The sequence below is a fragment of the Mycobacterium sp. 141 genome (assembly GCF_000382405.1).
Classification (GTDB): Bacteria; Actinomycetota; Actinomycetes; order Mycobacteriales; family Mycobacteriaceae; genus Mycobacterium.
The window spans coordinates 72,234-98,740 of the sequence record NZ_KB908264.1; the positions used below are offsets into that span (position 1 = coordinate 72,234).

The window sequence follows — 26,507 nt, forward strand, 5'->3', positions numbered from 1 at the left end:
TGTTGAGCCTCCGCCGCGGCCAGCCCAGCAGACCGTCGCCGCCCAGCGCGGCCCTCGCCGCGTTGCGCCCGCTCCCAGCTCCGCGTCAGCCCGCCGTCACACGATTGCCGCGCAACGTTCGCCTGGCACTCGCTCGCCAGACGAATCCGCTGAGGACGCTTATGCGATGGCCGATCAATCGCACGCGTACAACAGTGTCTGGCAACTACGCAGCGACGCCTGGTGCCGATTGGAGGAAGCCGCGGACCGGCTGACGCGCGCGACCACCGTCGGAGCGCTCAAAGACGAGTACACCGCGGTCTGCCGGGACCAGCTGGCGGCCCTGACACCACTGGAACCGTACTGGGCCTACCCGGGTTCGGGGCGATTCACCAAGGTGCAGCGAATGTTCAACACCGGCGGGTACGACAAGTTCGCCACCACCGTCAGCCGGATCAATCGGGCGCTGACCAGTGAGTCCTATCGCACCGGCAACACCGACGGAGCCGGCCTGGACGAGGCCGACATCTTCCCCGCCGATCCGCGCACGCTGGAGCAGCAGCCCGTCACCCACAAGGAGCAGCTGTACTTCGAGGTACTCGTCGTCGAGAAGATGACCGAGGCCCAGGAACGAGCGCTGCGCAAGGAGGTCCGCAGCTGGCGTCGCCCCGACGACGAGTTCGTCTACGAACTCGTCGTGGTGTCCAGCGGCGACGAGGCGCTGATCGCCGCGCGGCTCAACGTCAACCTGCAGGCCGTGGTGATCCGGCGCCGGTTCAGCCACCAATCCGAACGCAATCTCAGCGCGCTGGCCGAGTTCGCCGACACCAAGGTGTCCGCCGATCTCGACGACCACAAATCGCCCGACGAGCGGGCCCAGATCCTGGCCGCTTCGCTGCACGAGCTGCGCCCCGAACTCGATCTGTATCTCATGACCGAGATCGACGTCGAAGACATCGCCGGGCGGCTCGGCCCCTGCTTCCGCCGCGTGTTCCACGCCCGCGAGGGCGTGCTCGAGCTACACCTGTCGATCCTGCAGGGCGTCGCCGCGCGGTACCGCACCCCGTTCTTCAGCGCGCTCAAGCAGTACAGCCACCGGCCGACGGGGGTGTTCCACGCCCTGCCGATCAGCCAGGGCAAGTCAATTGTCAACTCGCACTGGATCAAAGACATGGTCAGCTTCTACGGCCTCGACGTGTTCATGGCCGAGACCTCGGCCACGTGCGGCGGCCTGGACTCCCTGCTGGAACCCACGGGACCGTTGCGTGAGGCCCAGCAGCTGGCCGCCGAGACCTACGGATCGCGACGCACCTACTTCGTCACCAACGGCACCTCGACCGCCAACAAGATCGTCACCCAGTCCTTGGTGGCGCCCGGTGACATCGTGCTGCTGGACCGCAACTGCCACCAGTCTCATCACTACGGCATGATGCTGGCCGGCGCCAACGTCATCTACCTCGAGGCATATCCGCTGCCCGACTACACCATGTACGGGGCGGTGCCGCTGCGCGAGATCAAGTCGAAGTTGTTGGCGCTCAAGCGTGCCGGCAAGCTGGACCGGGTCAAGATGATCTCGCTGACCAACTGCACGTTCGACGGCATCGTCTACGACGTGCAGCGCGTGATGGAGGAATGCCTGGCCATCAAGCCCGATCTGGTGTTCCTGTGGGACGAAGCCTGGTTCGCGTTCGCCCGGTTCCACCCGGTGTACCGGGCCCGCACCGCGATGGCCACGGCCGCCAAACTGCGGGAGAAGCTGGCGGACAAGGACTACGCCGAGGCCTACCAGAAGCAGCTCACCGCCGACAGCCAGAACCCGCCGACCGACGAAGAGCTGCTCAACCGCCGGCTGACACCGGACCCGGCCAAGGCGCGGGTACGGGTGTACGCCAGTCAGTCCACCCACAAGACGCTGACCTCGCTGCGGCAGGGCTCGATGATCCACGTGTTCGACCAGGACTTCGACCAGAAGGTCGCCGAGGCGTTCCACGAGGCGTACATGGCGCACACCTCCACCTCACCCAACTATCAGATCCTGGCGTCACTGGACCTGGGCCGCCGGCAGGTGGCACTCGAGGGTGTCGAGTTGGTGCAACGGCAGATCGAGAACGCCATGCAGCTGCGCGACGCGATCGACAACCATCCGCTGCTGAGCCGCTACATGGCCTGCCTGCGCACGTCGGACCTCATCCCCGACGAGTTCCGCGACTCACACATCGCCCAGCCGCTCCGTTCGGGGCTGCGCAACATGATGACGGCGTGGAACCGCGACGAGTTCGTGCTCGACCCGTCACGGATCACACTGTCGATCGGCCGCACCGGCTACGACGGTGACACCTTCAAACGCGATCAGCTGATGGACCGCCACGGCGTCCAGATCAACAAGACCTCCCGCAACACCGTGCTGTTCATGACCAACATCGGCACCACCCGCTCGTCGGTGGCGTTCCTGGTGGAGGTGCTGGTGAAGATCGCCGGAGAACTCGACGACGCCGTCGGCGACATGGGCCTGGGTGAGCGCAGCCGGTTCGAGCAGAAGGTCCGCAAGCTGACCACGAGCACGGCGGCGCTGCCCGACTTCAGCGGCTTCCACGAAGTGTTCCGGGACGCGACGGGCGCCGCACCTACGCCCGAGGGCGACGTGCGACGGGCGTTCTATTTGTCCTACGACGACACCAACTGCGAGTACCTCGGCACCGACGAGATCTTCGAAAAGCTGGACACGGGAGCCGATGTGGTGTCGGCGACGTTCGTCACGCCCTATCCGCCGGGGTTCCCGGTGTTGGTACCCGGCCAGGTGTTCAGCCGCGAGATCCTCACCTTCCTGCGGGATCTCGACACACCTGAAATCCACGGTTACAACCCGGATTTCGGATACCGCGTGTACACCGACAAGGCGATCGAGATGTGCCGGCCGGTGACGCAGGCACCCGCGACGGTGCCGGCCGCCGAGCCGCTGGTGGCTCCGAAGCCGAAGAAGGGCACCGCCAACAGGCCGGCTGCCGCGGCCGCGGAGACGGCTGCAAGCACCGATTAGGCGGGTGCGGCCAGTACCGCATCGCCCGACGCCGTCAAGGGCTACGGTTTGCGCGGCGAGGAAGGCGCGATCTGCGTCAAACTGCCGCTGCCGCCCGGCACCCTACCCACCTTGTGGGGCGACGACCATCGCTACGTGGCGGCTTACCTGTCGGCGTTCACCGGGTACTACCTGACCGGCGACGGCGGCTACATAGACTCCGACGGCTACCGGTTCGTGATGGGCCGTACCGACGACGTCATCAACGTCGCCGGGCACCGGCTGTCGACCGGATCGATCGAGGCCGTGCTGGCGCAGCGTCCAGCGGTGGCGGAATGTGCGGTGATCGGCGTGGCCGACGAGATGAAGGGCCAGGTACCCGGGGATTCGTAGTGCTCAAGTCCGGGGCGTCTGCCGACCGGCTCGCCGAGGACCTGGTCGCTGCGGTGCGCGCGAACATCGGCGCGGTGGCCTTTTTCAAGAAAGGTCGACGTGGTGGCGGCGTTGCCGAAGACCAGGTCGGGCAAGATCCTGCGCAAGACCATGCGGCTCATCGCCGATGGCCGCGATGAGCCGGTGCCGTCGACGATCGAGGACCCCGGGGTGCTGGACGCGCTGACCCCGGTGCTACGCGGGCACGACGCCTGACCGTTTGCCGGCCCGGTGGCTTGACCGCCGAGCAGACATAGAAGTCCCAATTCCTCGGCGTGTCCGGTGCTTTCATGTCTGCTCGGCATGGGGAATCCTTTATTTTTCCAAGGAGCCGAACTATTGTGAAATGGTCATATGTCGATATCCGTCCGAGCTCGGACATTTGCTAGCGGTCACCACCGGTACGGTCCGGGCACCCAAGGAGTTGAACAACGATGCGCATCATTCACACCCCCGGCAAGGGGTCCTGCACCTGTCACTGCAATGCCTGCGACGGTGGCCACCACTGCGGTAACCCGCCGAACTGCAACGCACGACGCTGACACCATGACAATGGCCTGCTGCCGGTACGCCGGCGGCAGGCCATTGCCGTCTTTCCACCATCACCGCATCGGCGATCTGCGCCGCACGAAACATCAAGCCCTGCAGCATCTCTCCGAGCGGAAATCTTCACCACCCTGGTGCTGACGCGCAGTGCTGTGTGCGCGTTGGAACCTGCCCTGAGCCGCCAACGGCTTTAACTGTCCATCGGTCAGGAATTACCGCTCATCGAGATTCGATGAGCGGGCAGGCCGACAGCCGTTCGACCCACTGCGATTGGGCGTGTATGCGACCATGGCACTGCTGGCCCGGCTACCGGATCCAGTGACGGTTGCCGCATTCGCTGGCCTGAGCGTCATCGGCCATACCCGAGGTCATGCCGGTGATGGCGGCAGTTGCGACCGTCAATAATCCCAGGCTGCGGTGGCAGGGAGATGCAGGTGGACTGGCCGAGACGGGAGACGCAATTTGCCGCTCCGGTTTCACAGCAATCTCTCAGCCTGCTAACTTTCCTTGAAGAGCATCCATGTCGGGGGAAATGGACTGGATGCTTGTCGAAACACTCAGGAGTAAACCATCGTGAAGATCACGAATATCAGTGCTGTGATGGCCGCAGCAGCCGTCGCCGCCGCCGGGATCATCGGCGCGGCCCCCATCGCTCTCGCTGATGACAGCGCTGTCACCACCGCGGCGCTGGGCAGCCAAGCGAAGCTGGACAACGGCAATGTAATCCAGGGCTGGACAGTCACCGACCTCAAGCCCAGCACCGACACGATCCCCTACCAGGTGCACGGCACCCTGTGGGAGGTCACCGCGACCAATGAGGCACTCCAGGGCTCGGTCACCCCGATCGTCTCCAACTTCAACGCCCGCGCCACGGACGGCGAAAACTACCGCGCGCTGTTCCAGGTGGCCACCGCGCAGGGCGTGAACCCGGCCACCATCGGCCAGGGCGAGAAGACCTCCGGCAAGGTGTACTTCGACGTCACCGAGGCCGACCCCACCACCGTCGTGTACAACGCCGGTGGCACCGACCTCGCGGTGTGGAACCAGCCCGCGCCGTCGCCCGCCGCGACCGACGGCGGCAACACCGTCCCGCTGACGAACCACCCGGCCGAGGCCCCCGCTGCCGCACCGGTGGCAGCCACCCCGGCACCCGCCGCAACGCCTGCAGCCGTACCGGCCGCGGCTCCCGGCGGTGCGGGCACCCGCGCCAGCGATCTGCCCGCCACGGCCGAGGGGGCAGTCCCGGCCAGCAACGACACACCGGTCCCGGAAGGCGCTACCGCCCCGGCTGCCGGCAACGCCGCGACCGCGACTGCGCCGGCCGAGGAGGCACCGGCGGCTGCCGCCGCGGCAACCGAGCCCAACCTGGTGCCGGAGGGTGCCCAGCCGACCACGCCGACTCCGGCCGCCCCGGTCAGCAACAACGGCCCGACGTCCTAACCGGAAGGTCTACGGCAGACGGCCGGGTGCGGGAAACCGCATCCGGCCGTTTTGCTTGTCGGGACGCTGCCGCCCTCGTCAGTCCGGCACGATGGACAGCGCGATACCGTCGAGGATGTCATGCTCGCTGACCACCAATTCGTCGATGCCCGCGCGCTCGCCGAGAACAGCCGCCAGCTCCTCGACGATGATCACTCCCCCACCGATGACATCGGCACGGCCCTGGTGCATCGGACCGAGCGCCAGGCGCTGCGCGGAGGTCATCGCGATCAGCTGATCGCACACGCGCCGTAGATCAGCGAATCCGACGCGGGACAAGTGGATCGCCTCGGCGTCATACTCGGCCATACCCTGCGCGAGCGCCGAGAGCGTGGTCATCGTCCCCGCCACCCCTACCCACGTGCGGGCGCTGTCGACCGGAACCACCTGCAGCGCCTGGGCCAAACCGTCCCGGACCACCGCTCGCGCCGCCTTGATCTCGGCCGTGGTGGGCGGATCGGAATGCAGGCACCGTTCCGTCAGCCGGACGCACCCGATGTCGGCCGAGTAGCTGGCCTTTACCTCGTCGGCGCCGAGCACCAGTTCGGTGGAACCGCCGCCGAGGTCGACGACAACGAAAGGTGCACCCGCAGCGTCGAGTTCGCCGACGGCGCCCTGGAAGGACAGCTGCGCCTCCTCGGTGCCGGTGATCACCTCGGCGACGGCACCGGGCACCACGGTGCCGAGAATCCGCGAGGTCATGGCGAAGAACTCGTCGCGGTTGCCGGCATCCCGCGCGGCGGAGGTGGCGACCATCCGCACCGCCGACACCTTCAGCTCGGACATCAACGCGGCATAGTCGGTCAGTGCAGATCCGGTGCGCGCCAATGCTTCCGGCGCGAACTGACCGGTCGCATCCACACCCTGACCGAGCCGAACGATACGCATCTCGCGATGCACGTCACGCAGACTGCCGCCGGCAGTCGAACCACCGTCGACGATGTCGGCGACGAGCAGCCGAATCGAGTTGGTACCACAATCAATCGCGCCGACCCGGTTCACACCCATGTATCACGCTCCAGAATCCCGACCATCCCGGGCTCGACAGCAAGGATCGCCAATGCCTCGTCGCCGAACGGGTTGACGCCCCGGCCCTTCGCCAGCGAATGCGCCATCAGCACGTGCAGACACTTGACGCGGTCGGGCATGCCGCCTCCGGTGAATGTGGTACCCAGCGACTCGATGGCATCGCGCTCAGCCAGATACGACTCGTGCGCACGCTGGTACGCGGCAGCCAAATCCGGGTCCCGCTGCAGACGTTCGGTCATCTCGCGCATCGTGCCCGCCGATTCCAGTCTGCTGGCCGCGGCGGTCAACGCCGGATGGGTCAAGTAGTACAGGGTCGGAAACGGTGTACCGTCGGGCAGTTTGGGCGCGGTCTTGACCACTCCCGGCTCACCGTTCGGACAGCGATAAGCGATGTCGAGGACACCTCGCGGTTCGCGGCCCAACTGGCGGCCGACAGCCTCGAGATCGGCAAGCTCAACCACCGGGCACCGCGGGCGGCGGAGTCGGCGGGCCGCCGGGTGCTCCCGGCTCACCGGGAGCCGGCGGGGCGGGGGCAATGGTCGGCGAAACCCCGTGCGGCTGATCGGCGATGGTGTGCCACAACGAGGTGTACCAGGGCTGACCCGCAGGCGTCGTAGAGCCGGGAGCGATCGGCCCCGGCGCGTTCGGCACCGCGGCCGTGGGCGGCAGCTGCACCTGATACGGCGTGTCACCGGGCATGACGAAGCCGAGTCGCTCGCGGGCCTGGGCCGCGATGAAAACCGGATCTGCCAGCTTGACCTTCTGCTGTTCCAGATCGGCGATCTGCGACCGCAACTGCTCCTCGGTTGCCTTGAGCTGGTTCATTTCTGTGCGCTGCGCGAAATAGGTGCGTACCGGCCCGGCGATGGTCAACGTCAACACACACACCACCGCGGCCAGGATCGCCGCGCGCCGCGCGGCCGACCCGAATCGCTGCTCGGACTGCAGTTCGGCCTGCTGTTCCGCTTGTACCGCAATCGCTTTGGTGATGGCCTCCTCGGGCACCGGTTCCGGTGTCGAGGCGCGTGGTTCCGGTGCCCGCCGCCGCGCCTGTGCGGCGCGGGGACGATTGGACCCGCCGTTCTTGCCCGGGCCGCCCGGCCGGGAGGCCGGGGACCGTCGCTTCGGATCGGGTCGTTTCGCTTCGGGCATCGTCTTTAGATCACCACCGCATCAGGTCGGACCTGATTACCTGGCCTCCACAGCGAAACGCGGGAAAGCCAAATCGCCGGCGTAGCGGGCAGCATCGCCGAGGAGCTCCTCGATGCGCAGCAGCTGGTTGTACTTGGCAACTCGCTCACTGCGCGCCGGCGCCCCGGTCTTGATCTGGCCACTGCCCACCGCGACCGCGAGATCGGCGATGGTGGTGTCCTCGGTCTCGCCGCTGCGGTGGCTCATCATGGTCCGGTAGCCGCTGTTGTGGGCCAACGCCACGGCATCCAGAGTCTCGGTGAGCGTACCGATCTGATTGACCTTCACCAGCAGAGCGTTGGCGGCGCCCTTCTCGATGCCTTCTTCCAGACGCTCGGGATTGGTGACGAAGAGGTCGTCGCCGACGATCTGGACCCGGTCACCGATCGAGGCGGTGAGCGATACCCAACCGTCCCAGTCGTTCTCGTCCAGCGGGTCCTCGATCGACACCAGCGGGTAGCTGTCCACCAGACCGGCGTAGAACTCGGCCATCTGCTCGGCGCTGCGGGTCTCCTTCTCGAAGGCGTAACCCGTTCCGGCGGTGAAGAACTCGGTGGCGGCCACATCCAAGGCCAGGGCCACATCGGTGCCCAGCTTGAAACCGGTGGTCTCGATGGCCGACGAGATCAGGTCCAGCGCGGCCTTGGTGCCGGCCACGTCTGGAGCGAAGCCGCCCTCGTCACCGAGGCCGGTGGACAGGCCCTGCTTCTTGAGCACCGCCTTCAGCGAGTGGTAGACCTCGGCGCCCCAGCGCAGCGCCTCCTTGAACGACGGTGCCCCGATCGGGGCCACCATGAACTCCTGGACATCCACGCCGGTGTCGGCATGCGCGCCACCGTTGAGGATGTTCATCATCGGCACCGGCAGGACGTGGGCGTTCGGGCCGCCGAGATAGCGGAACAGCGGCAATCCGGCCGACTCCGCCGCGGCCTTCGAAACCGCAAGTGAGACACCGAGAATCGCATTGGCACCGAGCCGAGACTTGTCGGGGGTGCCATCGAGATCCAGCAAGGCCTGATCGACCAGGCGCTGATCGTCGGCACTGAGCCCGATCACGGCGGGGGCGATCTCGTCGAGCACCGCCTCGACCGCCTTCTCGACGCCCTTACCGCCGTAGCGGGCAGCACCGTCGCGCAACTCGACCGCCTCGTGCTCGCCGGTAGACGCACCAGAAGGCACGGCGGCCCTCGCGAACGTGCCGTCGGTCAGGGCGACCTCGACCTCGACCGTCGGGTTGCCGCGCGAATCGAGGATCTCGCGGGCTCCAACCTGCTCGATGATGGGCACTGGTTACTCCTTATTGCGATTGCGTCGTAACTGCGTCTTGCTCGGTAAGCCTACGGTTGAGCCTAGAGCCTGACCGGGACCGCGGTGTATCAGAGGGGGTGACCGCTCGCGTACGCGGTCGCCCAGTCACGCACCGTACGGGCGTACTGGTCGGAGTAGTTGTAAGCCCGCAGGGCCTTCATCCAGCCACGGGGCGTGGACAGATCCTTGCCGTTCCAGCACAGATAGCCGGCCGCCGACAGTGCCGCGTCGTCGAAGTTGTCGGGGCCGACCTTGCCGTCGTTGTTGCCGTCCACCCCGAACAGGCGCCAGGTCTCCGGAATGAACTGCATCGGCCCCATCGCCCGGTCCAGTGTGGGGTCGCCGTCGAGCAGCCCGTGATCGGTGTCGGCGATATGCAGATTTCCCGAGGTGCCGTCGAGCCGAACTCCCCGGATCGGAGGCGTGACGTCACCGTTCGGCGCGATCATCGCGCCGCGATAGGTGCCGTGGTGGCTCTCCACCATCCCGATTCCGGCCAGAGTGGTCCAGGCCAGCCTGCAGTTCGGGTTCTCGACTTCGGCCACCCGGGCCGCGTACGCGTACGCCTCCAGCGCATTGATCGGTATGCCCAGCTTGGGTGCCCGCTCAGCGGCCCACTCGTGCAACTGATCGGCCGGTCGGCCTTTGGCATAAGTGTCGACGGCCGGCACCGGATCACCCACGGGCGGCGGCACCCCGTCCGGGATCGGGATGCCGAGCTGCCACGAACAGCTGGAAGCCATCAGCAGGGCCGTCGCCACAACCACTGCGACAGCCCGCAGCCATCGAACCGGCGACACTGGACTCCCTCAACCCCTGCTCTACTCGGCCCCATCGTCCCATGCCGATGAAAGCCAGAGCTGCACCGGTGCGATCAGCAGAGGTGTAACCTCGCTCTGCGCGCCCAAACAAAGGGTAGGCATACCTAGGGCATAAACACGCTCGCGATCGAATGGGGCTCAGATGCAGGGCATCTTCGTAGGCACCTTCCTGATCGGGCTGCGGGAGGGCCTGGAAGCAACTCTGATCGTCAGTATCGTTGCCGCATTCCTGAAACGTAACGGCAGGTCGGTACGACCCATGCTGGCCGGTGTCGCCGTCGCAGTCGCGATCAGTATCGGCGTCGGCGTCGGACTGAATCTCTTGTCAGAAAGTCTGCCGCAACGCCAGCAAGAGATGCTCGAGACGATCATCGGCGCCGTCGCCGTGGTGTTCGTGACCACCATGATCATCTGGATGAACCGCAACGCCTTCAAGATGAAAGGCGAACTGGAGCGGGAGGCACAACAGGCGATCAACACCGGTGGATCGCTCGCATTGGCGCTCATGGCGTTCCTCGCAGTACTCAAGGAAGGCTTCGAAACCGCGGTCTTCCTGCTTGCCGCGGCCCAGGCGTCGGGTGAAAGCCGCTGGTGGGCTCTCCTAGGCGCAGGCGCGGGTATCGGTGTCGCGGTAGCCATCGGCGTCGGGATCTACTACGGCGGGCTCAAGCTGAACCTGGCCCGGTTCTTCCGCCTCACCGGTGTCTTCCTGGTGTTGATCGCGGCGGGTCTTGTGCTCACCAGCCTGCGCACCGCGCACGAGGCCGGCTGGGTCACGATCGGCCAACAACGGGTTTTCGACTTTTCCTCGTGGATGCCCCCCAGGTCCGTGCTGGGCGCGCTGATCACCGGGATGTTCGGCATACCCACCGACCCGCGTCTCATCGAAGTCCTCGGCTGGGTGCTCTACGCCGTGCCCGTACTGATCATCTTCCTCTGGCCACCGCGGCTGGCGGCCGAGCCGCATGCCCGTCGCCGGCTGCTGCTGGCAACCGCGGGCGCGCTGGGAGCCGCCGCTGCCGCGCTGGCGATCTTCGTTCCCGCTGCGGGCGAACTGCCCGGGCCGACCCGTATCGCCACGGGAGCCGACGGACACAGCGTGCCGGTGACGCTGCGGACCGACGGCGAGGCCCGATCGCTGACCGCCGGCGACGGACCGCAAGTCAAGCTCGAAGCTGCGGGCCAGCAGAGCGTCGACGGTCTGACCGTTGACGTGTGGCAGGCCACGGTCCCGGCCGACCCGGGCCTGAAGTCCACCACCGTCACCCTCGATGAGCTGGCCCGTCTGACCGGTGGACGCCTGCCGGTGGGATTGGCTGCCGCCCGGACGCCGGGACCGTTCCAGGTTCAGTGGGCCGCGACCACCGCATACAACGTGTTCGCCCACGGCGAGGCGCTGGTACACGCCCAAGCGACCAACTCCCGTATCGCCACACTGCGCGGCGGCGGTCTCCGATCGGCCAAAACGGTCAGCGTCGGAACTCCGCCCGGCGGATGGGCGACCGCCAACAACGAAGATCAGGCCGTCGCGACGCAGATCGCACAGGCCGGCCAGGTACGCGCCGAACGAATGCTATGGAAGGCGTGGCTGCCGGCAGTGCTGGCAATCGGAGCCATCGTCAGCGCCTTCTCGGGATTTCGCATCACCCGCACTCCCCGTGGAAACGAAAGGAAACAACAGAACAATGGTGAAAAAACTCAGCGAGACCACGTTGCCACGTCCTAACGGCTGGCTGGCGACGCCGGTTCTGGTCGCCGCCATCGCGGTCGCCGCGACGGCATGCAGTTCAGGCGGCGACACCAGTTCCACCGGGAGCTCGGCCGCGCCGACCACCGGGGCCAATGGTGGCGTTGCCACGGTCAACATCACGCTGGCCAACGAGGGCGGCAAAGACACCTGCACAGTCGACAACGGCAGCGTCGCCGCGGGCCCCGTGACGTTCAAGGTCACCAACAAGGACGCGGCGGGCATAAGCGAAGTCGAGCTGATCAAGGAACAGCGCATCCTCGGCGAGAAGGAGAACCTCGCCCCCGGCCTGGATCCGGTGTCGTTCACCGTCACGCTCGACGGCGGCAAGTACCAGCTGTACTGCCCCGGCGCCGGGACCGAATTCGTCGACTTCACCGTCACCGGACAAGCAGCGCCCACCCCGACCGGTTCCGTCCAGACAATCCTCAACGACGGCACCAAGGAGTACGCGGCCTACGTCGTCGGCCAGATCAACCAGCTCAACGACGCGGTCAAACAGCTGGACACGGCCGTTCAGTCAGGCAATGTCGAGGCAGCCAAGGTCGCGTACGCCAAGGCCCGGCCGTACTACGAGCGGTCCGAGTCGAGTGTCGAGGGCTTCGTGCTTCCCGGCTTCTCAGTCGACGACAACGCCGGCAACCTCGACTATCTCATCGACATGCGCGAGTCGACCCCGGTCGACGAGAAGGTGGGCTGGAAGGGCTTCCACGCCATCGAGCGTGACCTGTGGGGCGCCGGCATCACTCCGGAGACCAAGGCGCTGAGCACCGAGCTGGTTGCCAACGTCGGCAAGCTCGACGGCGTCGTCAAGAACCTGCAGTACAAGCCCGAGGACCTCGCGAACGGCGCGGCCGATCTGCTCGAAGAGGTGCAGAACACCAAGATCACCGGTGAGGAAGAGCAGTTCAGCCACATCGACCTGGTGGACTTCGCCGGCAACGTCGAAGGCGCACAGCAGGCGTACGCCTCGCTGCGGCCGGGTCTGGAGAAGATCGATCCCGCACTGGTCGCGCAGATCGACCAACAGTTCCAGGCCGTGCAGACGGCGCTCGACGCCTACCGCGATCCGTCAGCACCGGGCGGGTTCAAGCTGTGGACCCCGCAGCTGCAAGCCGCCGATGCTCCTAAACTGACAGCTGTGATCCAACCGCTGCACGACAGCCTGTCCACTGTCGCTGAGAAAGTCGCGACGGCCGGCTGACATGGCCGCGGCTGACGATCCTCTGCCGCCCGAGCAGAGCACCGCTGGGGATGCGGCGAGCGCCGCATCCCCGGCGGTGCCTCGCCGTCGGGTACTCGGTGGTGCTCTGTGGGCGGGTGTCGGCGGCTTGGCACTGGGCGCCGCGGGCGGAGCCGCCGCAGGATGGGCCCAGGCGTCGTCGGTACGACACGGCGACAACGACACGATCGACCTCAACCGCAGCTATCCGTTCTACGGCCAGACACACCCCGTCGGGGTGGCAACGGAACCGCAACGTCACTGCGTGTTCATGTCCTTCGCGCTCGGCGAGGGCGCCACCCGGAAAGACCTGCAGACGCTGCTGGCCCGCTGGTCGGCAGCGGCGTCGGTGCTGCAGCAGGGCAACCCGGTGGGAACGGTACAGCCGACCAGCGAAGTGGCACCGCCTTCCGACACCGGTGAGGCGTTCGGGCTCAGTCCCGCGAGTCTCACCGTCACTATCGGCCTCGGCCCGTCGATCTTCGGGAGCCGTTTCGGCCTGGCCGCGCACAAGCCCACGCTGCTGGCCGAGCTTCCAACACTCAACGGCGACAACCTCGATCCGCGTTTCACCGGGGGTGATCTCTCCATCCAGGCGTGCGCAGACGACCCTCAGGTCTGCTACCACGCCGTGCGCAACCTGGCTCGCATCGGCAGGCGGGCCGTGACTCCGGCGTGGGCGGTTCTCGGCTTCGGCCGCGCTTCGGCCGGGCCCGGACTGGAGACGCCGCGAAACCTGCTGGGGTTCATGGACGGAACGCGCAATGTCGGTACCGACGACCAATACTCCCAGTTCGTGTGGGTCACCGATCGTGACCAGCCATGGATGAACGGGGGCACCTACCAGGTGGTGCGCAAAATCCGGATGCTGCTGGAAACCTGGGACACGGACCGGATCGGCAACCAGCAGGACATCTTCGGCCGATTCAAGGAGAGCGGCGCACCGCTCACCGGCACACACGAAATGGACACCCCAGACTTCGCCGCCAAGAACGAGGACGGCAAACCGGTCATCAACCCACTCTCACATATCGCGCTGGCTGCACACGAAAACAACCACGGCTTGATGATTCACCGCCGGCCGTACAACTACACCGACGGGCTCGACGCGACTGGCCAGCTCAATGCGGGTCTGCTGTTCGTGTCATACCAGAACGATCCGGCGCACTTCATCACCCTGCAGAACCGGCTCGGCGCCAACGATCTGCTCAACGAGTACATCCGGCACATCGGTTCAGCAATCTTCGCGGTCCCGCCGTCACCAGAAGAGGGCCACTACGTCGGTCAGGCGCTGTTCAGCTGAGCGGACGGCTGCCCGACGGGCCGCGCTCGAGCATTCCTCACGCCAAGCCGCACAGGTGATTCCCAGCCCCTGCTAAGGTGAGGCACGCCTTGCTATGGCAAGCCGAGGCTATGTTTCTCTACCGGGTCTAGCGAGGACGCTCATCATGATTGCCGGCGCAGACGCTGCGACCACCATCCTGGCAGCACCCAACATCACATCGCAGCTGTTCGGCAGCGGTCTGATCGGGCTACGCGAAGGCCTCGAAGCCGCGATCGTCGTCTCGATCCTGGTGGCATTCCTGGTCAAATCGGACCGTCGCGACGCGCTGAAATGGGTGTGGCTGGGAGTCGGCGCAGCAATCACGATGACGGTTGCCGTCTTTCTGGTGATCCAGTTGGGTGAGAACACCATCAGCGGGCTGGGGGCCGAGGCCATCGCCGGGGTCGCGTCGCTGATCGCCGTCGTGATCGTCACGACGATGGTGCTGTGGATGCGCAAGGCCGCCGCGTCGATATCCGGCGAGCTGCGCACCGGTATGTCGCAGGCGTTGGAGACCGGTGGAGTCGCAGTCGCACTGCTGGCGTTCTTCGCGGTGGGTCGCGAAGGCGTAGAGACCGCGCTGTTCATGGTGGGCTACGCCGAAGCCGAGACTGTGTGGCCGCTGATCGGGCTGATCGTCGGCGTTCTGATCGCCGCGGCAATCGCCTACGGCATGTATGCCGGTGCGGTCCGCATCAACCTCGCCAAGTTCTTCACCTACACCGGCGCCTTCCTGATCCTCGTCGCCGCCGGCATCCTGGCCTACGGGATCAAGGCGTTGCAGACGGTGGGCTGGCTGCCCGGTCTCGGCACCGTCGCCTTCGACATCAGCGGCGCATTCGACTGGTCTACGTGGTACGGCGAGATCATCCAGGGCGTCTTCAACATCGACCCGACCCCGACGGTGCTGCAGTTCACGGCGTGGCTGGCCTACCTCGTCGTAGTCCTGGCCTTGTTCTTCCGTCCCACCGGCTCAGCGGCGGCAGCCAAGCCGTCCCCTCGCGAGGCTTCTACCACTGCCGAGTCGGCTGCCGACCCGGAATCCTCTCCCTCATCCGAAAGGTCGACCAAGTGAAGTTCACCCCTGCCGTGAAGACTGGATTCGCGGCGACCGCCGCCGTGTTGGCCGGGCTCTCGCTGGCCAGCTGTCAAGCCAAGGAGTCCAGCCCCAGCGCCGAGGGCAAGGAAAAGGCCGCGCCGATCACGGTCGACGCTTCCGAGAGCGCGTGCCAGCTCTCGGGCACGACCGCCACGACGGGGCCGACCACCTTCGTGGTGAGTAACAGTGGTGAGAAGGTCACCGAGTTCTACGTTTACGGCGAGGGCGAACGCGTGATGGGTGAGGTGGAGAACATCTCGCCGGGCCTCAAGCGCCAGTTGATCGTGCAGCTCACCGAGCCGGGTACCTATCAGACCTCGTGCCGCCCCGGCATGGTCGGTGAGGGCATCCGCGGCGATTTCACCGTCACCGGTGACGCGATCGAGATCGACACCGAGGGCAAGTTCAAGGAAGCCGCCGACAGTTACAAGCGGTACGTGAACAGCCAGACCGACGCCCTGGTGCCCGCGACGGAGGCATTCGCGGCGGCGGTCAAGGCCAAGGACATCGCCAAGGCCAAGGCGCTGTACCCGACGACCCGTACCTACTACGAGCGCATCGAGCCGGTCGCCGAGTCGTTCCCGAATGATCTCGATCCGCGCATCGACTTGCGTGAAGCCGATCTCGAACCGGGCCAGAAGTGGACTGGGTTCCACGCCTTGGAAAAGCAGCTGTGGGACACGGGTCTGCAGCCCGACGCTGACGCGCTGGCCGATCAGCTGGTGGCCGACGTCAAGGAACTCGATGCGGGCGTGAAGGCGCCGACATGGACGATTGATTCCACCCAAATCGCCGGCGGTGCGCAGGGCCTGTTGGATGAGATCTCGAAGAGCAAGATCACCGGTGAAGAGGACATCTTCAGTCACACCGATCTGTGGGACTTCCAGGCCAACGTCGAGGGTTCACAGACTGCGGTGGCCTCGGTGCGGCCGATCCTTGACGAGCGCAACGCCGAGCTGGGCAAACGTGTCGATCAGCGGTTCGCCGAGGTGGAAAAGCTACTCGAGAAGTTCCGTGAGGGCGACGGTTTCGTGGCGTACGACAAGGTGACCGATGCCCAACGTCAGGAACTGTCTCGCGCCATCGACGCACTCAGCAATGAGGTGAGCCAGGTGCAAGGTGTCATCGCCCACCAGTGAGACCCCGTCCCCCGATCCCCACGCCACACCGGATGCCGGCGGCTTTTCCCGCCGCAAGCTATTCGGCGCGGCCGGGGTCACCGCGGCGGTAGTCGGCGCGGCCAGCGCCGGTGCGCTGGCCGGCCGAGCCTCGGCAGCCAGCGCACCGCATGGCGCGTTGACGGGCCCGGTCTCGTTCCGCGGACAGCGCCAAGCCGGCATCATCACCGAGGCGCAGGACCGGATGCACTTCTGCTCCTTTGATGTCACCACCGATAACCGCGCCGACGTGGTCAACCTGCTCAAGCAGTGGACCCGAATGGCCGAGCGGATGACTCTCGGCGAGGAGACCGAAGTCGGCGGAGCGGTCGACGGCAATCCCTATGCCCCGCCGTCGGATACCGGCGAGGCGCTGGGACTGCCGGCGTCACAGTTGACGCTGACGATCGGTTTCGGGCCGTCATTCTTTCTCAAGGACGGCAAGGACCGCTTCGGCATTGCCAAGCAGCGCCCCGCCGAGCTGGTCGACCTGCCAAAGTTCCCCAACGAGTCGATGGATCCGGCGCGCTGCGGCGGCGACATCTGCGTGCAAGCCTGCGCGAACGATCCCCAGGTCGCCGTGCACGCCATCCGCAACCTGGCCCGCGTCGGCTTCGGCACCGTCGCGGTGCGCTACTCCCAATTAGGATTCGGCCGTACGTCGTCGACCACCCGCGACCAGGCGACCCCGCGAAACCTGTTCGGGTTCAAGGACGGAACGGCCAACCTCAAGGCCGACGAGACCGATCTGCTCAACCAGAACGTGTGGGTCGCCGACGGCGATGGACCGGCCTGGCTGACCGGCGGCTCCTACCTGATAGCCCGCCGGATCCGCATGCTCATCGAAAGCTGGGACCGCACCACGCTGTTGGAGCAAGAGCGCGTGATCGGCCGACAGAAGGGCAACGGCGCACCCATGGGGTTGCGGCAGGAATTCGAGGAACTCGACTTCGACATCGCCGACGACAAGGGCGATCCGCTGATCGACAAGGACGCGCACGTCCGCTTGGCGTCGGCGCAGCATCTGGGTGGCATCCAGATCCTGCGCCGCGGCTATAACTTCACCGACGGGTCAGACGGACTCGGCCACCTCGACGCCGGACTCTTCTTCATCGCGTTCGTGCGCAGCCCCGAGAAGCAATTCATCCCGATGCAGCGCGAACTCGCCCGCAAAGATGCGCTCAACGAGTACATCACCCATACCGGATCGGGTATCTTCGCGTGCCCGCCGGGTCTGGCCGAGGGCGACGACTCGGCTTACTGGGGTTCGACGCTGTTCAACTGAGCGATGGTTTACGCGTTCAGCCGTTGGGACTCAGCAAGATCTGGCTGAGTCGGGTGGTGGTAGCGACGCCGTCGTCGTAACCACCCTGGCCGTTGAGTCCGTTCATGATGGCCAGCGTGTAGCGCTGGTTGGGGCCGGCGAAGCCGACCGAGTTGATGACCCAGCCGCCCTGTTCCTCGGACCATCCGTTCTTGTTGCCCGGAGCCATCGACGGTCCGGCTCCCCACACCCCCCACTGCTGATCCGAGCCGACCTTCCGCATTTCCGCGATGATCGCCGCCGCGTCGGACGGATTCATCTGGGTCAGTGTGTAATTCATCAGCCGGTCGAGGTCGTTGGTGGTCGACTTCTGAAACCCCCAGTACGGGAACACGTCTCCGAAACCGGGCTGCGGCCGCAGATCCGTCATGCCGTAGCGCGGAAAGTCGGCGTTGAAAGCCCGGTGGTCTGGCCCGCCGTAACGGCTCCACAGCGAGTCGGCCGCGTCATTGTCGGAGTCCCGCAACATGTTCACCATGAGCTGCCGGTCGTTGGCCGACAGTCGCAATGCGCCAGCCCGTTCCCTGGTCAACAGGTCGACGACCATTCCCAGCTTGATGGTCGAGGCCGTCCAGATCATCGCGTTCGAGTTGGCGTTGGCGAAACGCGCACCCGTCGCGCGATCCCGCAGCACATAGCCCACCGTGCCGGGTCGCGACGCCAGGTAGTTGTCCGCCGCGGCGAGGCGCGAGCGTAGGTCGCAGCCGGTCGCCGCGCAATCGGCGCTGGCCTGCGGCGCGATGGTTCCCAGGCCGAGCGCCACGACGACGGCAGCCAGCCACCGAACCCTCACTGCCTCACCCCTTCGTCGCCCATGCCCTCGTCACCGTAGTGCGGCCGGGGCAGGTCCAGACTCCGCGCAGGGCGCCCGGACCGAGCTGAGACGCGGCCGTTGCCGGTTTGTGACAGGTCCGCCTCCCACCGCGCTGGCGCCACATCAGTCACAGCAGCACCCGTTTCCGACTCATAGTCGTTGCGCCCGGCTATTAGCGACAAAGTCGCGGAAATCGCCACATAGGCACCACAGGCATCAGTCATCTCGCGTCGGCCAATCCCATGCACCAATCTGGCACCACAGGACCCTTTCCGTCGCACTGGTTACACGCCCGCGCTGCGAGCGACAAAGTCGCTGATATGCGGGCGCAGCATATTTCGGTGCTGATGCGACTGGCGTGACTGCCGATTCCGGTGAGGTTCGCGACGCGGTGCACCAGTGAAACACGTTGCAGCTGAGGATATTTCCGCGACTTTGTCGCTAACAGCCGGGCACAACGTACATGGTTCCTGAGCGGGGACTGGTGTGACAGATGTGACTGCACACCGGACATGTCGGTAGCCAGTGGCATCGTGCGGTCATGTCGGACAAGCTACTGCTCAAGGGAATCGAACTCCGGTACGTGCTGACGATGCACCTGTTCCAACATGGGAAACAGTCAGTCGCCGACCTGGTCGACGCACTCGATGCCTACGGGTTCACCACCAAAGGTCGACCGTCGAAGGCGATATCGGACGCACTTCGATGCGAGATCACCCACGGTCGAGTGTTCCGGATCAGGCACGGCCGCTATCGCCCGGCCTGGATGCCGCGTTCCACCGAATACCGCATTCGTGAGCGAGTGCTGACGCTGCGCGCCAAGGCTGCCGAACTGACGACGGTCAGTCGGTAGGGTGATCGCCGGCTTCAGGGTTGTCCGCGGACTCGGAATCCGGCTCGGCCTGAAAGTCGTTCGTAGGCCAGTAGTCTCGCCATTCGTCCTCGGAGATGGTGACCAGCGGGCAAACATCGAGTGCTTCAGCGGCGCCGCCACCGCGACGGCCCGCGGCGATGTCGACCTCCACCCGCCGCACGGTATCCATGAACTCCAATACTGCTGTACGAAGCTGGCTTTCGGCGTCATCGTCGGCCGTGATTGCGACTGAAGTAATGGTCGCAGGTACCAGATCCGCAGGCAGACCGGCCTGCGTCACCCGAGAGATCACCTTCTGCGCCAACGCCAGAGCCGGCTGGCCGGTCGGCACATCGTCCATGGTCGAAACGAGCGCATTCCCGGCCTTCCGCTGTTTCTCGACGACCTTGCGCTCCTCCCACTGAGCCAGCTGCTCATCGAGCGAAATCGGCTCCCCGGCAAGCACTGCCGGCACGCGGTTATCGAGCTTGCGGACCAGCGCATCGGCGACGTCGTCGATGTTGAACGGGTGCACCGGCGCATCCTCGGCGATGCGGGCGTGGAACAACACCTGCAGCAGCACATCGCCGAGTTCCTCGCGTAGCTCATCGGCATTGCCACCGCGTACCGCGTCGAACAGCTCGTAGGTCTCTTCCAGCAGATACCGACGCAGCGAATCGTGGGTCTGCTCACTCTCCCACGGCCCGTCGGTGCGCAGCTTGTCCATCATCGCCACCGCGTCGACCAGTCGCTCACCGGCTGCGGCCTTGGGTGCTGAGATCACCGTCTCGCCTGCAGCGATCCGGGCTGTAACCGCGGGATGCTCGGGGTCCGAAGACAACAGGACGGGCGCGGCTTCCCCTTCCACCGGGCCGGAGAGCCAAGGCCGCGCCGCAGGCAACGACCACGGCACCTTGACCGGCATCTCCTCGGTGTACTGCACGTCACCGGCCAGGTGCAGGATTGCGTCGACGGGAACCAGCGAAGGGCGGCGCGGGTCAACGAGGACAACGGTCATCGGTTTTGCCTCCCTCCGAACTTGGCTATATCAGCGGATTCCTGGCTTTTCCCATTAAGTACCAGCACCAGAGCGGCCACCATCTGAACAAGTTCAAGATCGCGGACGCGGGACGCACCGATGCCGTCACCGACCCGCGGGATGGGCACCTGCACAGTCGACGTGGTGGCCCGGTAATGCGCCCCGGGGTAGAGCCGTTTGAGCCGCAGCTGCGCCGAATCCGGCAGCACCATCGGCGAGAGCCGCAGCGTCGATGCCGACACCGCACCGATCTCGGTGATCCCGAACTCGCGGCACAACAACCGCAGCCGAGCCACCGCGACGAGGCGCTCAGCGGGCTCGGGCAGCGGACCGTAGCGGTCGACGAGTTCGTCCACGACGGCTGTCACAGCGCCCTCGTCGGTGGCAGCAGCTAATCGCCGGTAGGCCTCCAACCGCAACCGATCACTGCCGATGTACTCCGGCGGCAGGTGGGCGTCGACCGGTAGGTCGACCCGCACCTCTTTCGGTTCTTCGGCTGTCGCAACGGTTTTGCCGTCGACCGCCGCTCGATACGCTTCTACGGCCTCCCCGACCAGTCGCACGTACAGATCGAAACCGACTCCGGCAACGTGCCCGGACTGTTCGGCACCCAGTACGTTTCCCGCACCGCGGATCTCCAGGTCTTTCATCGCCACCGCCATGCCCGCGCCCAGATCGTTGTTCTGCGCGATGGTCGCCAACCTGTCATATGCCGTTTCGGTCAGCGGCATCTCGGGCGGGTACAGGAAGTAGGCATAGCCTCGCTCCCGGCTGCGGCCCACGCGTCCGCGCAGCTGGTGCAGCTGCGACAGGCCGAACGTGTCAGCCCGCTCGACGATCAAGGTGTTGGCGTTCGAGATGTCCAGTCCCGTCTCGACGATGGTGGTGCAGACCAGGATGTCGTATTCCCGGTTCCAGAAGCCCTCGACGGTCTTCTCCAGCATCTCCTCGTTCATCTGGCCATGTGCGACAACGACTCTCGCCTCCGGCACCAGCTGACGGATCCGGGCGGCGGCCTGGTCGATGGTCCGCACCCGGTTGTGAATGTAGAACGCCTGCCCGTCGCGCAGCAGCTCACGACGCAATGCCGCGGCCACCTGCTTGTCGTCGTGGGGGCCGACATAGGTGAGCACCGGATAGCGTTCCTCGGGCGGGGTGAGGATCGTCGACATCTCGCGGATGCCGGCCAGGCTCATCTCCAGCGTGCGCGGGATCGGGGTCGCACTCATGGTCAGCACGTCGACGTGGGTGCGCATCGACTTGATGTGCTCCTTGTGCTCGACGCCGAACCGCTGCTCCTCGTCAACGATGATGAGGCCCAGGTCTTTCCACGTCACCGCGGTCTGCAACAGCCGGTGGGTGCCGATCACGATATCCACCGAACCGTCCTTCATGCCCTCGAGGACGGCACGCGATTCAGCCGGATCGGTAAACCGGGACAGTCCTTTCACAGTGACGGGGAAGCCGGCCATCCGGGCGGCGAAGGTCTGCAGATGCTGATCGGCCAGCAGCGTCGTCGGCACCAGCACGGCCACCTGCTTACCGTCCTGTACCGCCTTGAACGCTGCCCGCACCGCGATCTCGGTCTTGCCGTAGCCGACGTCACCGCAGATCACCCGGTCCATCGGTACCGGCCGCTCCATGTCGGCCTTGACCTCGGTGATGGCCGTCATCTGGTCCATCGTCTCGGTGAAGCCGAACGCGTCCTCCATCTCGGCCTGCCACGGCGTGTCCGGGGCGAAGGCGTGCCCCGGGGCGGCCTGGCGCTTGGCGTACAACGCCACGAGCTCACTGGCGATCTCACGAACCGCTCTGCGCGCCTTGGTTTTCGTGTTCGCCCAGTCGCTGCCGCCCAGCTTCGACAGCGACGGCGACTCACCTCCGACATACCGCGACAGCTGATCCAGGGAATCCATCGGCACGTACAACCGATCCGATCCACCGCCACGCTTGGCCGACGCGTACTCCAGCACCAGGTACTCACGGCGGGCACCGCCGATCACCCGCTCGGTCATCTCGACGAACTTGCCGATGCCGTGCTGATCGTGCACCACCAGGTCGCCGGCCGTCAGTGCCAGCGGGTCGACGACGTTACGCCGTTTGGCCGCAAGCTTTTTGCCCTCTGTCGAGGTGCCCCGGTTACCGGTCAGGTCGGTCTCGGTGATGATCACCAAGTTCGCGCCCGGGAGTATCACGCCGTCGTGCAGCGGCCCCTTGATCACGCCGACCACACCGGCCTTGGGTGCCATGCCCGGTTCCAACATTGTGGCGGGTACCTCGGATTCGCCGAGCTGCTCGACGACACGGTGTGCGGTGCCGGTGCCCGGTGTCACGACGACCGCACAACCGCCGGTGGAGACATGGGCCCGCAGCATGGCGAAGATCTCGTCGAGGCTCTGCCGGCTGCGGGCAGACGGCGCTGCCCGCACATCGAGCTCGGTGGCCGACTCATCGGAAAACTGCGACAGCGTCCACCACGGATGACCGCCGGCCACCGCGCCGGCGCGTGCCTCGTCGAACGGGACGAACCCCGATGCCCCGAGCGCCTCGATGTCGATGGGCGCGTCGCCGCCGACCGCTGCCGTCGACCACGACGCCTCAAGGAACTCGCGGCCCGTCTTGATCAGGTCGGCCGCGCGCGTCCGCACCTTCTCCGGATCACACACCAGCACCGGGGCACCGTCGGGCAGATGAGCGGTCAGCGTCGTCGGCTCGACCGGATGCAGCAACGGCAGCAGCGACTCCATCCCGTCGACCGGGATGCCCTCGGCAAGCTTGGCCAGCATCTCCGGCACACTGCCGGGCACGCTGTTCTCGTGGGTGGGATGCTCGGCGGACAGGATCGCTGCGCGTTCGCGCACGTCGGCGGTCATCAGCAGCTCGCGGCACGGCACTGCGACCAGCGTCTGCACCGGAACCTCAGGGATCGACCGCTGGTCGGCAATCGAGAAGGCCCGCATATCGGAGATCTCGTCGCCCCAGAACTCGACCCGCACCGGATGCTCGGCCGTCGGTGGGAACACGTCGAGGATCCCGCCGCGGACCGCGAACTCACCGCGTTTACCCACCATGTCGACGCGGGTGTATGCCAGATCGACCAAGCGCGCGATCACGTCGTCGAAATCTGCCTCGGCCCCCAACGACAGGCTGACGGGCTCGATGTCGACCACATCCGGTGACATCGGCTGCAGCAGTGACCGGGTGGTGGTCACCACGACCCGCAGCGGTGGCCCCAGTGTCGCGTCGTCGGGGCGGGCCAGCCGGCGCAGTAACAGCAATCGGGCGGCGACGGTCTCCACGCCGGGCGACAACCGCTCATGGGGCAGCGTCTCCCAAGACGGGAACAGCGCGACGGCGTCGCCGAACACCCCACGCAGCTCGGCGGTCAGGTCGTCGGCCTCGCGGCCCGTCGCGGCGACCACCAGCAGCGGGCCGTTCTGGGCCAGCGCGGCCGCGACCAGGACGCGCGCGCTGCTCGGTCCGACCAGCGCGATATCTGCGGGCCGATCGGCGGCGCGACGAACGACGTCCTGCAGGGACGGATCGGACAAAGCCAGCTCGATGAGACCCGCGATCGGGGTCTGGACATGGGTGTGCCCCGGTGCGGTCATGATGTGGCCATTCTAAGGGGGCCTCGGTTCTGTTGGGATCGGGCCCGGCCGGCGTCGAGGGATTGCCGTGGCAGCCCCGTGGCAACGAAACCAAGGCACCATGGAGTGCTTGCTATTCCTCGTGCAGCACGGGGTCGGGCTCCAGGTGGGTCAGGCCGTTCCAGACCAGGTTGACCACGTGAGCTGCCACGACTTCCTTCGTGGGTTCGCGCACGTCGAGCCACCACTGCGCGGTCATCGACACCGAACCGACCAGGGCCTGGGCGTACAACGGCGCCAGTTCGGAGTCCAGGCCGCGCCGGGAGAAGTCGCCGGCGAGGATCGAGGACACCTGATTGACGGCATCGTTGAGCAGCGACGCGTAGGTGCCCGAGGTGATGGTCGCCGGCGAGTCGCGGATCAGGATGCGGAAGCCGTCGGTGTGTTCCTCGACGTAGGTGAGCAGCGCCAGCGCCACCCGCTCGACACGCACCCGGGAGCGGTTGTTGGTCAGCGAAGAGGTGATCCCGTCCAACAGGGCCGACATCTCCCGGTCGACGACCACGGCGTAGAGCCCTTCTTTGCCGCCGAAGTGCTCGTAGACCACGGGCTTGGACACGTTGGCGCGCTGCGCTATCTCTTCGATCGAGGTGCCGTCGTACCCGCGTTCGGCGAACAGCGACTTGGCGATTTCGATGAGCTGTTGCCGCCGCTCGCTACCCGTCATCCGGGCGCGGGGTGCACGCACTTCCTTCTCGGGTGCTGCCACGCAGACCAGCGTATCGACTTGCACTAGAGTCACGGATTGATCGGTCCGTCGTGGTGTAATCGGCAGCACCTCTGATTTTGGTTCAGATAGTTCAGGTTCGAGTCCTGGCGACGGAGCAATTGGTGACGCCGAGCGTGCGCAAATTGCATGCTCATTGCGGTGTGTCGAGGATCAGACGCGCACGCTCGCGGTGCAGGCGGTGAAAGGGGAAACGTGACCGAATCTACCGAGGCCGCGATCATCCTGCTGGCCGCCGGAGCGGGAACCAGGATGCGCTCGGACACCCCCAAAGTGCTGCACACCCTGGGCGGGCGCAGCATGCTCGCACACGCGGTGCACGCCGTCGCCGATGTGCCGGCCCGACATCTTGTGGTGGTGCTCGGCCACGACCGCGAACGCATCGCCCCCGCCGTCGGTGAGCTCGCCGACAAGCTGGGCCGCACCATCGACATCGCCATCCAGGACGAGCAGCGCGGAACCGGCCATGCCGTCGGCTGCGGGCTGAATGCGCTGCCCGAGGATTTCACGGGGACCGTCGTGGTGACCTCAGGTGACGTCCCGCTGCTGGATTCCGACACCCTGTCCGACCTGATCGCCGGACATGCCCGCGCCAGCGCCGCGGCGACGGTGCTGACAACGACGGTGGCCGATCCCAGGGGGTACGGCCGCGTCCTGCGCACCCAGGACAACGAGGTCATCGGCATCGTCGAGCAGACCGACGCCACCGAATCGCAACGCTCGATCCGCGAGATCAACGCCGGGGTGTACGCCTTCGACATCACCGACTTACGCTCGGCGTTGAGCCGGTTGCGCTCCAACAACGCCCAGCAGGAGCTCTACCTGACCGACGTCGTGGCCATCCTGCGCCAAGACGGCCGCGCGGTGCGGGCCCGCCACGTCGACGACAGCGCGCTGGTGGCCGGAATCAACGATCGGGTCCAGCTGGCCAACTTGGGTGCCGAACTGAACCGCCGCATCATCTCCGGTCATCAGAGGGCGGGTGTGACGATCGTCGACCCTGGCACCACGTGGATCGACATCGATGTCACCATCGGCCGGGACACCGTCGTGCGGCCCGGGACCCAACTGCTCGGCACCACCGAGATCGGCTCGGGCTGCGAGATCGGCCCCGACACCACGCTCGCCGACGTCGAGGTCGGCGACGGCGCATCGGTGGTCCGCACCCACGGCCAACTCGCCGTCATCGGCGCCGCAGCGACCGTCGGGCCGTTCACCTATCTGCGGCCCGGCACGATCCTGGGCACCGAGGCCAAGCTGGGCGCGTTCGTCGAGACCAAGAACTCGACGATCGGAGCCGGGACCAAGGTGCCGCACCTGACCTACGTCGGAGACGCCGACATCGGCGACCACAGCAACATCGGGGCCTCGAGCGTGTTCGTCAACTACGACGGCGAGAACAAGCACCGCACCACGATCGGCTCGCACGTCAGAACCGGTTCGGACACCATGTTCATCGCGCCCGTGGCCGTCGGCGACGGCGCATACACCGGCGCGGGCACCGTCTTGCGCGACGACGTTCCGCCAGGTGCGCTGGCCGTATCGGACAATGCGCAACGCACGTTCGAGGGCTGGGTCGAGCGCAAACGACCGGGTTCCGCGGCTGCCGAAGCGGCGCGCAAAGCGCGCGGCGGCGGTGACTGAAACCGCACTAACTCGACGCTTTGTGTTGGCAGTCTGGTAACCCGGCAACGCGAACGCGGAAACGCTACGTACGATTGCCCCGTATCGATCCCCGACCGCGAAGGCA

Annotated in this window: 19 protein-coding genes, 1 tRNA gene and 1 pseudogene; 12 read left to right on the forward strand and 9 right to left on the reverse strand. The window is 66.2% G+C overall.

Annotated features, from left to right (window positions below; all coding sequences use genetic code 11):
- Window positions 1-166: 166 nt before the first annotated feature.
- From H276_RS23035 to H276_RS0114500, 3 genes and pseudogenes are all read left to right on the forward strand, one after another.
- Window positions 167-3,016: an aminotransferase class I/II-fold pyridoxal phosphate-dependent enzyme gene (locus tag H276_RS23035; RefSeq protein ID WP_019972026.1), complete on the forward strand. Its 2,850-nt coding sequence runs from the start codon at window positions 167-169 to the stop codon at window positions 3,014-3,016.
- Between the two features lie 54 nt (window positions 3,017-3,070).
- Window positions 3,071-3,643: pseudogene (gene prpE, locus H276_RS24135) on the forward strand (propionyl-CoA synthetase); the annotation flags it as partial.
- Between the two features lie 903 nt (window positions 3,644-4,546).
- A complete protein-coding gene (locus H276_RS0114500; RefSeq protein WP_019972029.1) occupies window positions 4,547-5,413 on the forward strand; it encodes an MPT63 family protein in 867 nt (288 codons plus the stop codon).
- Window positions 5,414-5,491: 78 nt separating this feature from the next.
- Here the strand turns inward: H276_RS0114500 and H276_RS0114505 are convergent, their stop codons facing one another.
- From H276_RS0114505 to H276_RS0114525, 5 genes are all read right to left on the reverse strand, one after another.
- Window positions 5,492-6,460, reverse strand: coding sequence for a Ppx/GppA phosphatase family protein (locus H276_RS0114505; RefSeq protein WP_019972030.1), 969 nt, complete (start codon window positions 6,458-6,460; stop codon window positions 5,492-5,494).
- Window positions 6,451-6,942, reverse strand: a complete 492-nt coding sequence (locus H276_RS0114510; RefSeq protein WP_019972031.1) for a DUF501 domain-containing protein — start codon at window positions 6,940-6,942, stop codon at window positions 6,451-6,453. Before H276_RS0114510 ends, H276_RS0114505 begins: the two co-directional genes overlap by 10 nt.
- Complete coding sequence (locus H276_RS0114515; RefSeq protein ID WP_019972032.1) at window positions 6,935-7,633, reverse strand: septum formation initiator family protein; 699 nt, start codon at window positions 7,631-7,633, stop codon at window positions 6,935-6,937. The genes H276_RS0114510 and H276_RS0114515 overlap by 8 nt, the downstream gene beginning before the upstream one ends.
- 36 nt (window positions 7,634-7,669) lie before the next feature.
- A complete protein-coding gene (eno, locus tag H276_RS0114520; protein ID WP_019972033.1) occupies window positions 7,670-8,959 on the reverse strand; it encodes a phosphopyruvate hydratase in 1,290 nt (429 codons plus the stop codon).
- A gap of 89 nt (window positions 8,960-9,048) precedes the next feature.
- Window positions 9,049-9,780, reverse strand: coding sequence for a lytic transglycosylase domain-containing protein (locus H276_RS0114525; protein ID WP_026357000.1), 732 nt, complete (start codon window positions 9,778-9,780; stop codon window positions 9,049-9,051).
- A 163-nt stretch (window positions 9,781-9,943) separates the two neighbouring features.
- Between H276_RS0114525 and efeU (H276_RS0114530) the strand changes: the two genes are divergently transcribed.
- From efeU (H276_RS0114530) to efeB, 6 genes are all read left to right on the forward strand, one after another.
- Window positions 9,944-11,527 carry an iron uptake transporter permease EfeU gene (gene efeU, locus H276_RS0114530; protein ID WP_019972035.1) on the forward strand — a complete coding sequence of 528 codons (1,584 nt, stop codon included), beginning with the start codon at window positions 9,944-9,946 and terminating at the stop codon, window positions 11,525-11,527.
- A gap of 145 nt (window positions 11,528-11,672) precedes the next feature.
- Window positions 11,673-12,752, forward strand: a complete 1,080-nt coding sequence (efeO, locus tag H276_RS0114535; protein WP_036461129.1) for an iron uptake system protein EfeO — start codon at window positions 11,673-11,675, stop codon at window positions 12,750-12,752.
- A gap of 1 nt (window position 12,753) precedes the next feature.
- Window positions 12,754-14,073 (forward strand): Dyp-type peroxidase, encoded by a 1,320-nt coding sequence (locus H276_RS0114540; protein WP_019972037.1) that lies wholly within the window; start codon window positions 12,754-12,756, stop codon window positions 14,071-14,073.
- Window positions 14,074-14,218: 145 nt separating this feature from the next.
- Window positions 14,219-15,169, forward strand: a complete 951-nt coding sequence (gene efeU / locus H276_RS0114545) for an iron uptake transporter permease EfeU (RefSeq protein ID WP_019972038.1) — start codon at window positions 14,219-14,221, stop codon at window positions 15,167-15,169.
- Complete coding sequence (gene efeO, locus H276_RS0114550) at window positions 15,166-16,332, forward strand: iron uptake system protein EfeO (protein WP_019972039.1); 1,167 nt, start codon at window positions 15,166-15,168, stop codon at window positions 16,330-16,332. The genes efeU (H276_RS0114545) and efeO (H276_RS0114550) overlap by 4 nt, the downstream gene beginning before the upstream one ends.
- Entirely contained in the window at window positions 16,313-17,635 is a 1,323-nt protein-coding gene (gene efeB / locus H276_RS0114555; protein ID WP_019972040.1) for an iron uptake transporter deferrochelatase/peroxidase subunit, read from the forward strand. Before efeO (H276_RS0114550) ends, efeB begins: the two co-directional genes overlap by 20 nt.
- Before the next feature lie 16 nt (window positions 17,636-17,651).
- Here efeB and H276_RS0114560 read toward each other — a convergent pair whose 3' ends face one another.
- The gene (locus tag H276_RS0114560) at window positions 17,652-18,467 is read right to left on the reverse strand and encodes a hypothetical protein (protein ID WP_019972041.1); all 816 of its coding nucleotides are present in this window, start codon (window positions 18,465-18,467) and stop codon (window positions 17,652-17,654) included.
- A gap of 562 nt (window positions 18,468-19,029) precedes the next feature.
- On the opposite strand from H276_RS0114560, the gene H276_RS0114570 reads away from it, so the two are divergent.
- Window positions 19,030-19,341: a hypothetical protein gene (locus H276_RS0114570; RefSeq protein ID WP_019972043.1), complete on the forward strand. Its 312-nt coding sequence runs from the start codon at window positions 19,030-19,032 to the stop codon at window positions 19,339-19,341.
- On the opposite strand, the gene H276_RS23040 is transcribed toward H276_RS0114570, so the two are convergent.
- The 3 genes from H276_RS23040 to H276_RS0114585 form a co-directional block, all read right to left on the reverse strand.
- Complete coding sequence (locus H276_RS23040; protein WP_019972044.1) at window positions 19,331-20,359, reverse strand: nucleoside triphosphate pyrophosphohydrolase; 1,029 nt, start codon at window positions 20,357-20,359, stop codon at window positions 19,331-19,333. The two genes, H276_RS0114570 and H276_RS23040, sit on opposite strands and share 11 nt — an antisense overlap.
- The gene (gene mfd, locus H276_RS0114580; protein ID WP_019972045.1) at window positions 20,356-23,991 is read right to left on the reverse strand and encodes a transcription-repair coupling factor; all 3,636 of its coding nucleotides are present in this window, start codon (window positions 23,989-23,991) and stop codon (window positions 20,356-20,358) included. The genes H276_RS23040 and mfd overlap by 4 nt, the downstream gene beginning before the upstream one ends.
- Before the next feature lie 112 nt (window positions 23,992-24,103).
- On the reverse strand, window positions 24,104-24,697 hold the full coding sequence (locus H276_RS0114585) for a TetR/AcrR family transcriptional regulator (RefSeq protein ID WP_036461131.1): 594 nt from the start codon (window positions 24,695-24,697) through the stop codon (window positions 24,104-24,106).
- A gap of 86 nt (window positions 24,698-24,783) precedes the next feature.
- On the opposite strand from H276_RS0114585, the gene H276_RS0114590 reads away from it, so the two are divergent.
- Together H276_RS0114590 and glmU are read left to right on the forward strand one after the other, a co-directional pair.
- A tRNA-Gln gene (locus H276_RS0114590) sits at window positions 24,784-24,855 on the forward strand.
- 97 nt (window positions 24,856-24,952) lie between these two features.
- Complete coding sequence (glmU, locus tag H276_RS0114595) at window positions 24,953-26,401, forward strand: bifunctional UDP-N-acetylglucosamine diphosphorylase/glucosamine-1-phosphate N-acetyltransferase GlmU (protein ID WP_019972046.1); 1,449 nt, start codon at window positions 24,953-24,955, stop codon at window positions 26,399-26,401.
- Window positions 26,402-26,507: the final 106 nt, after the last annotated feature.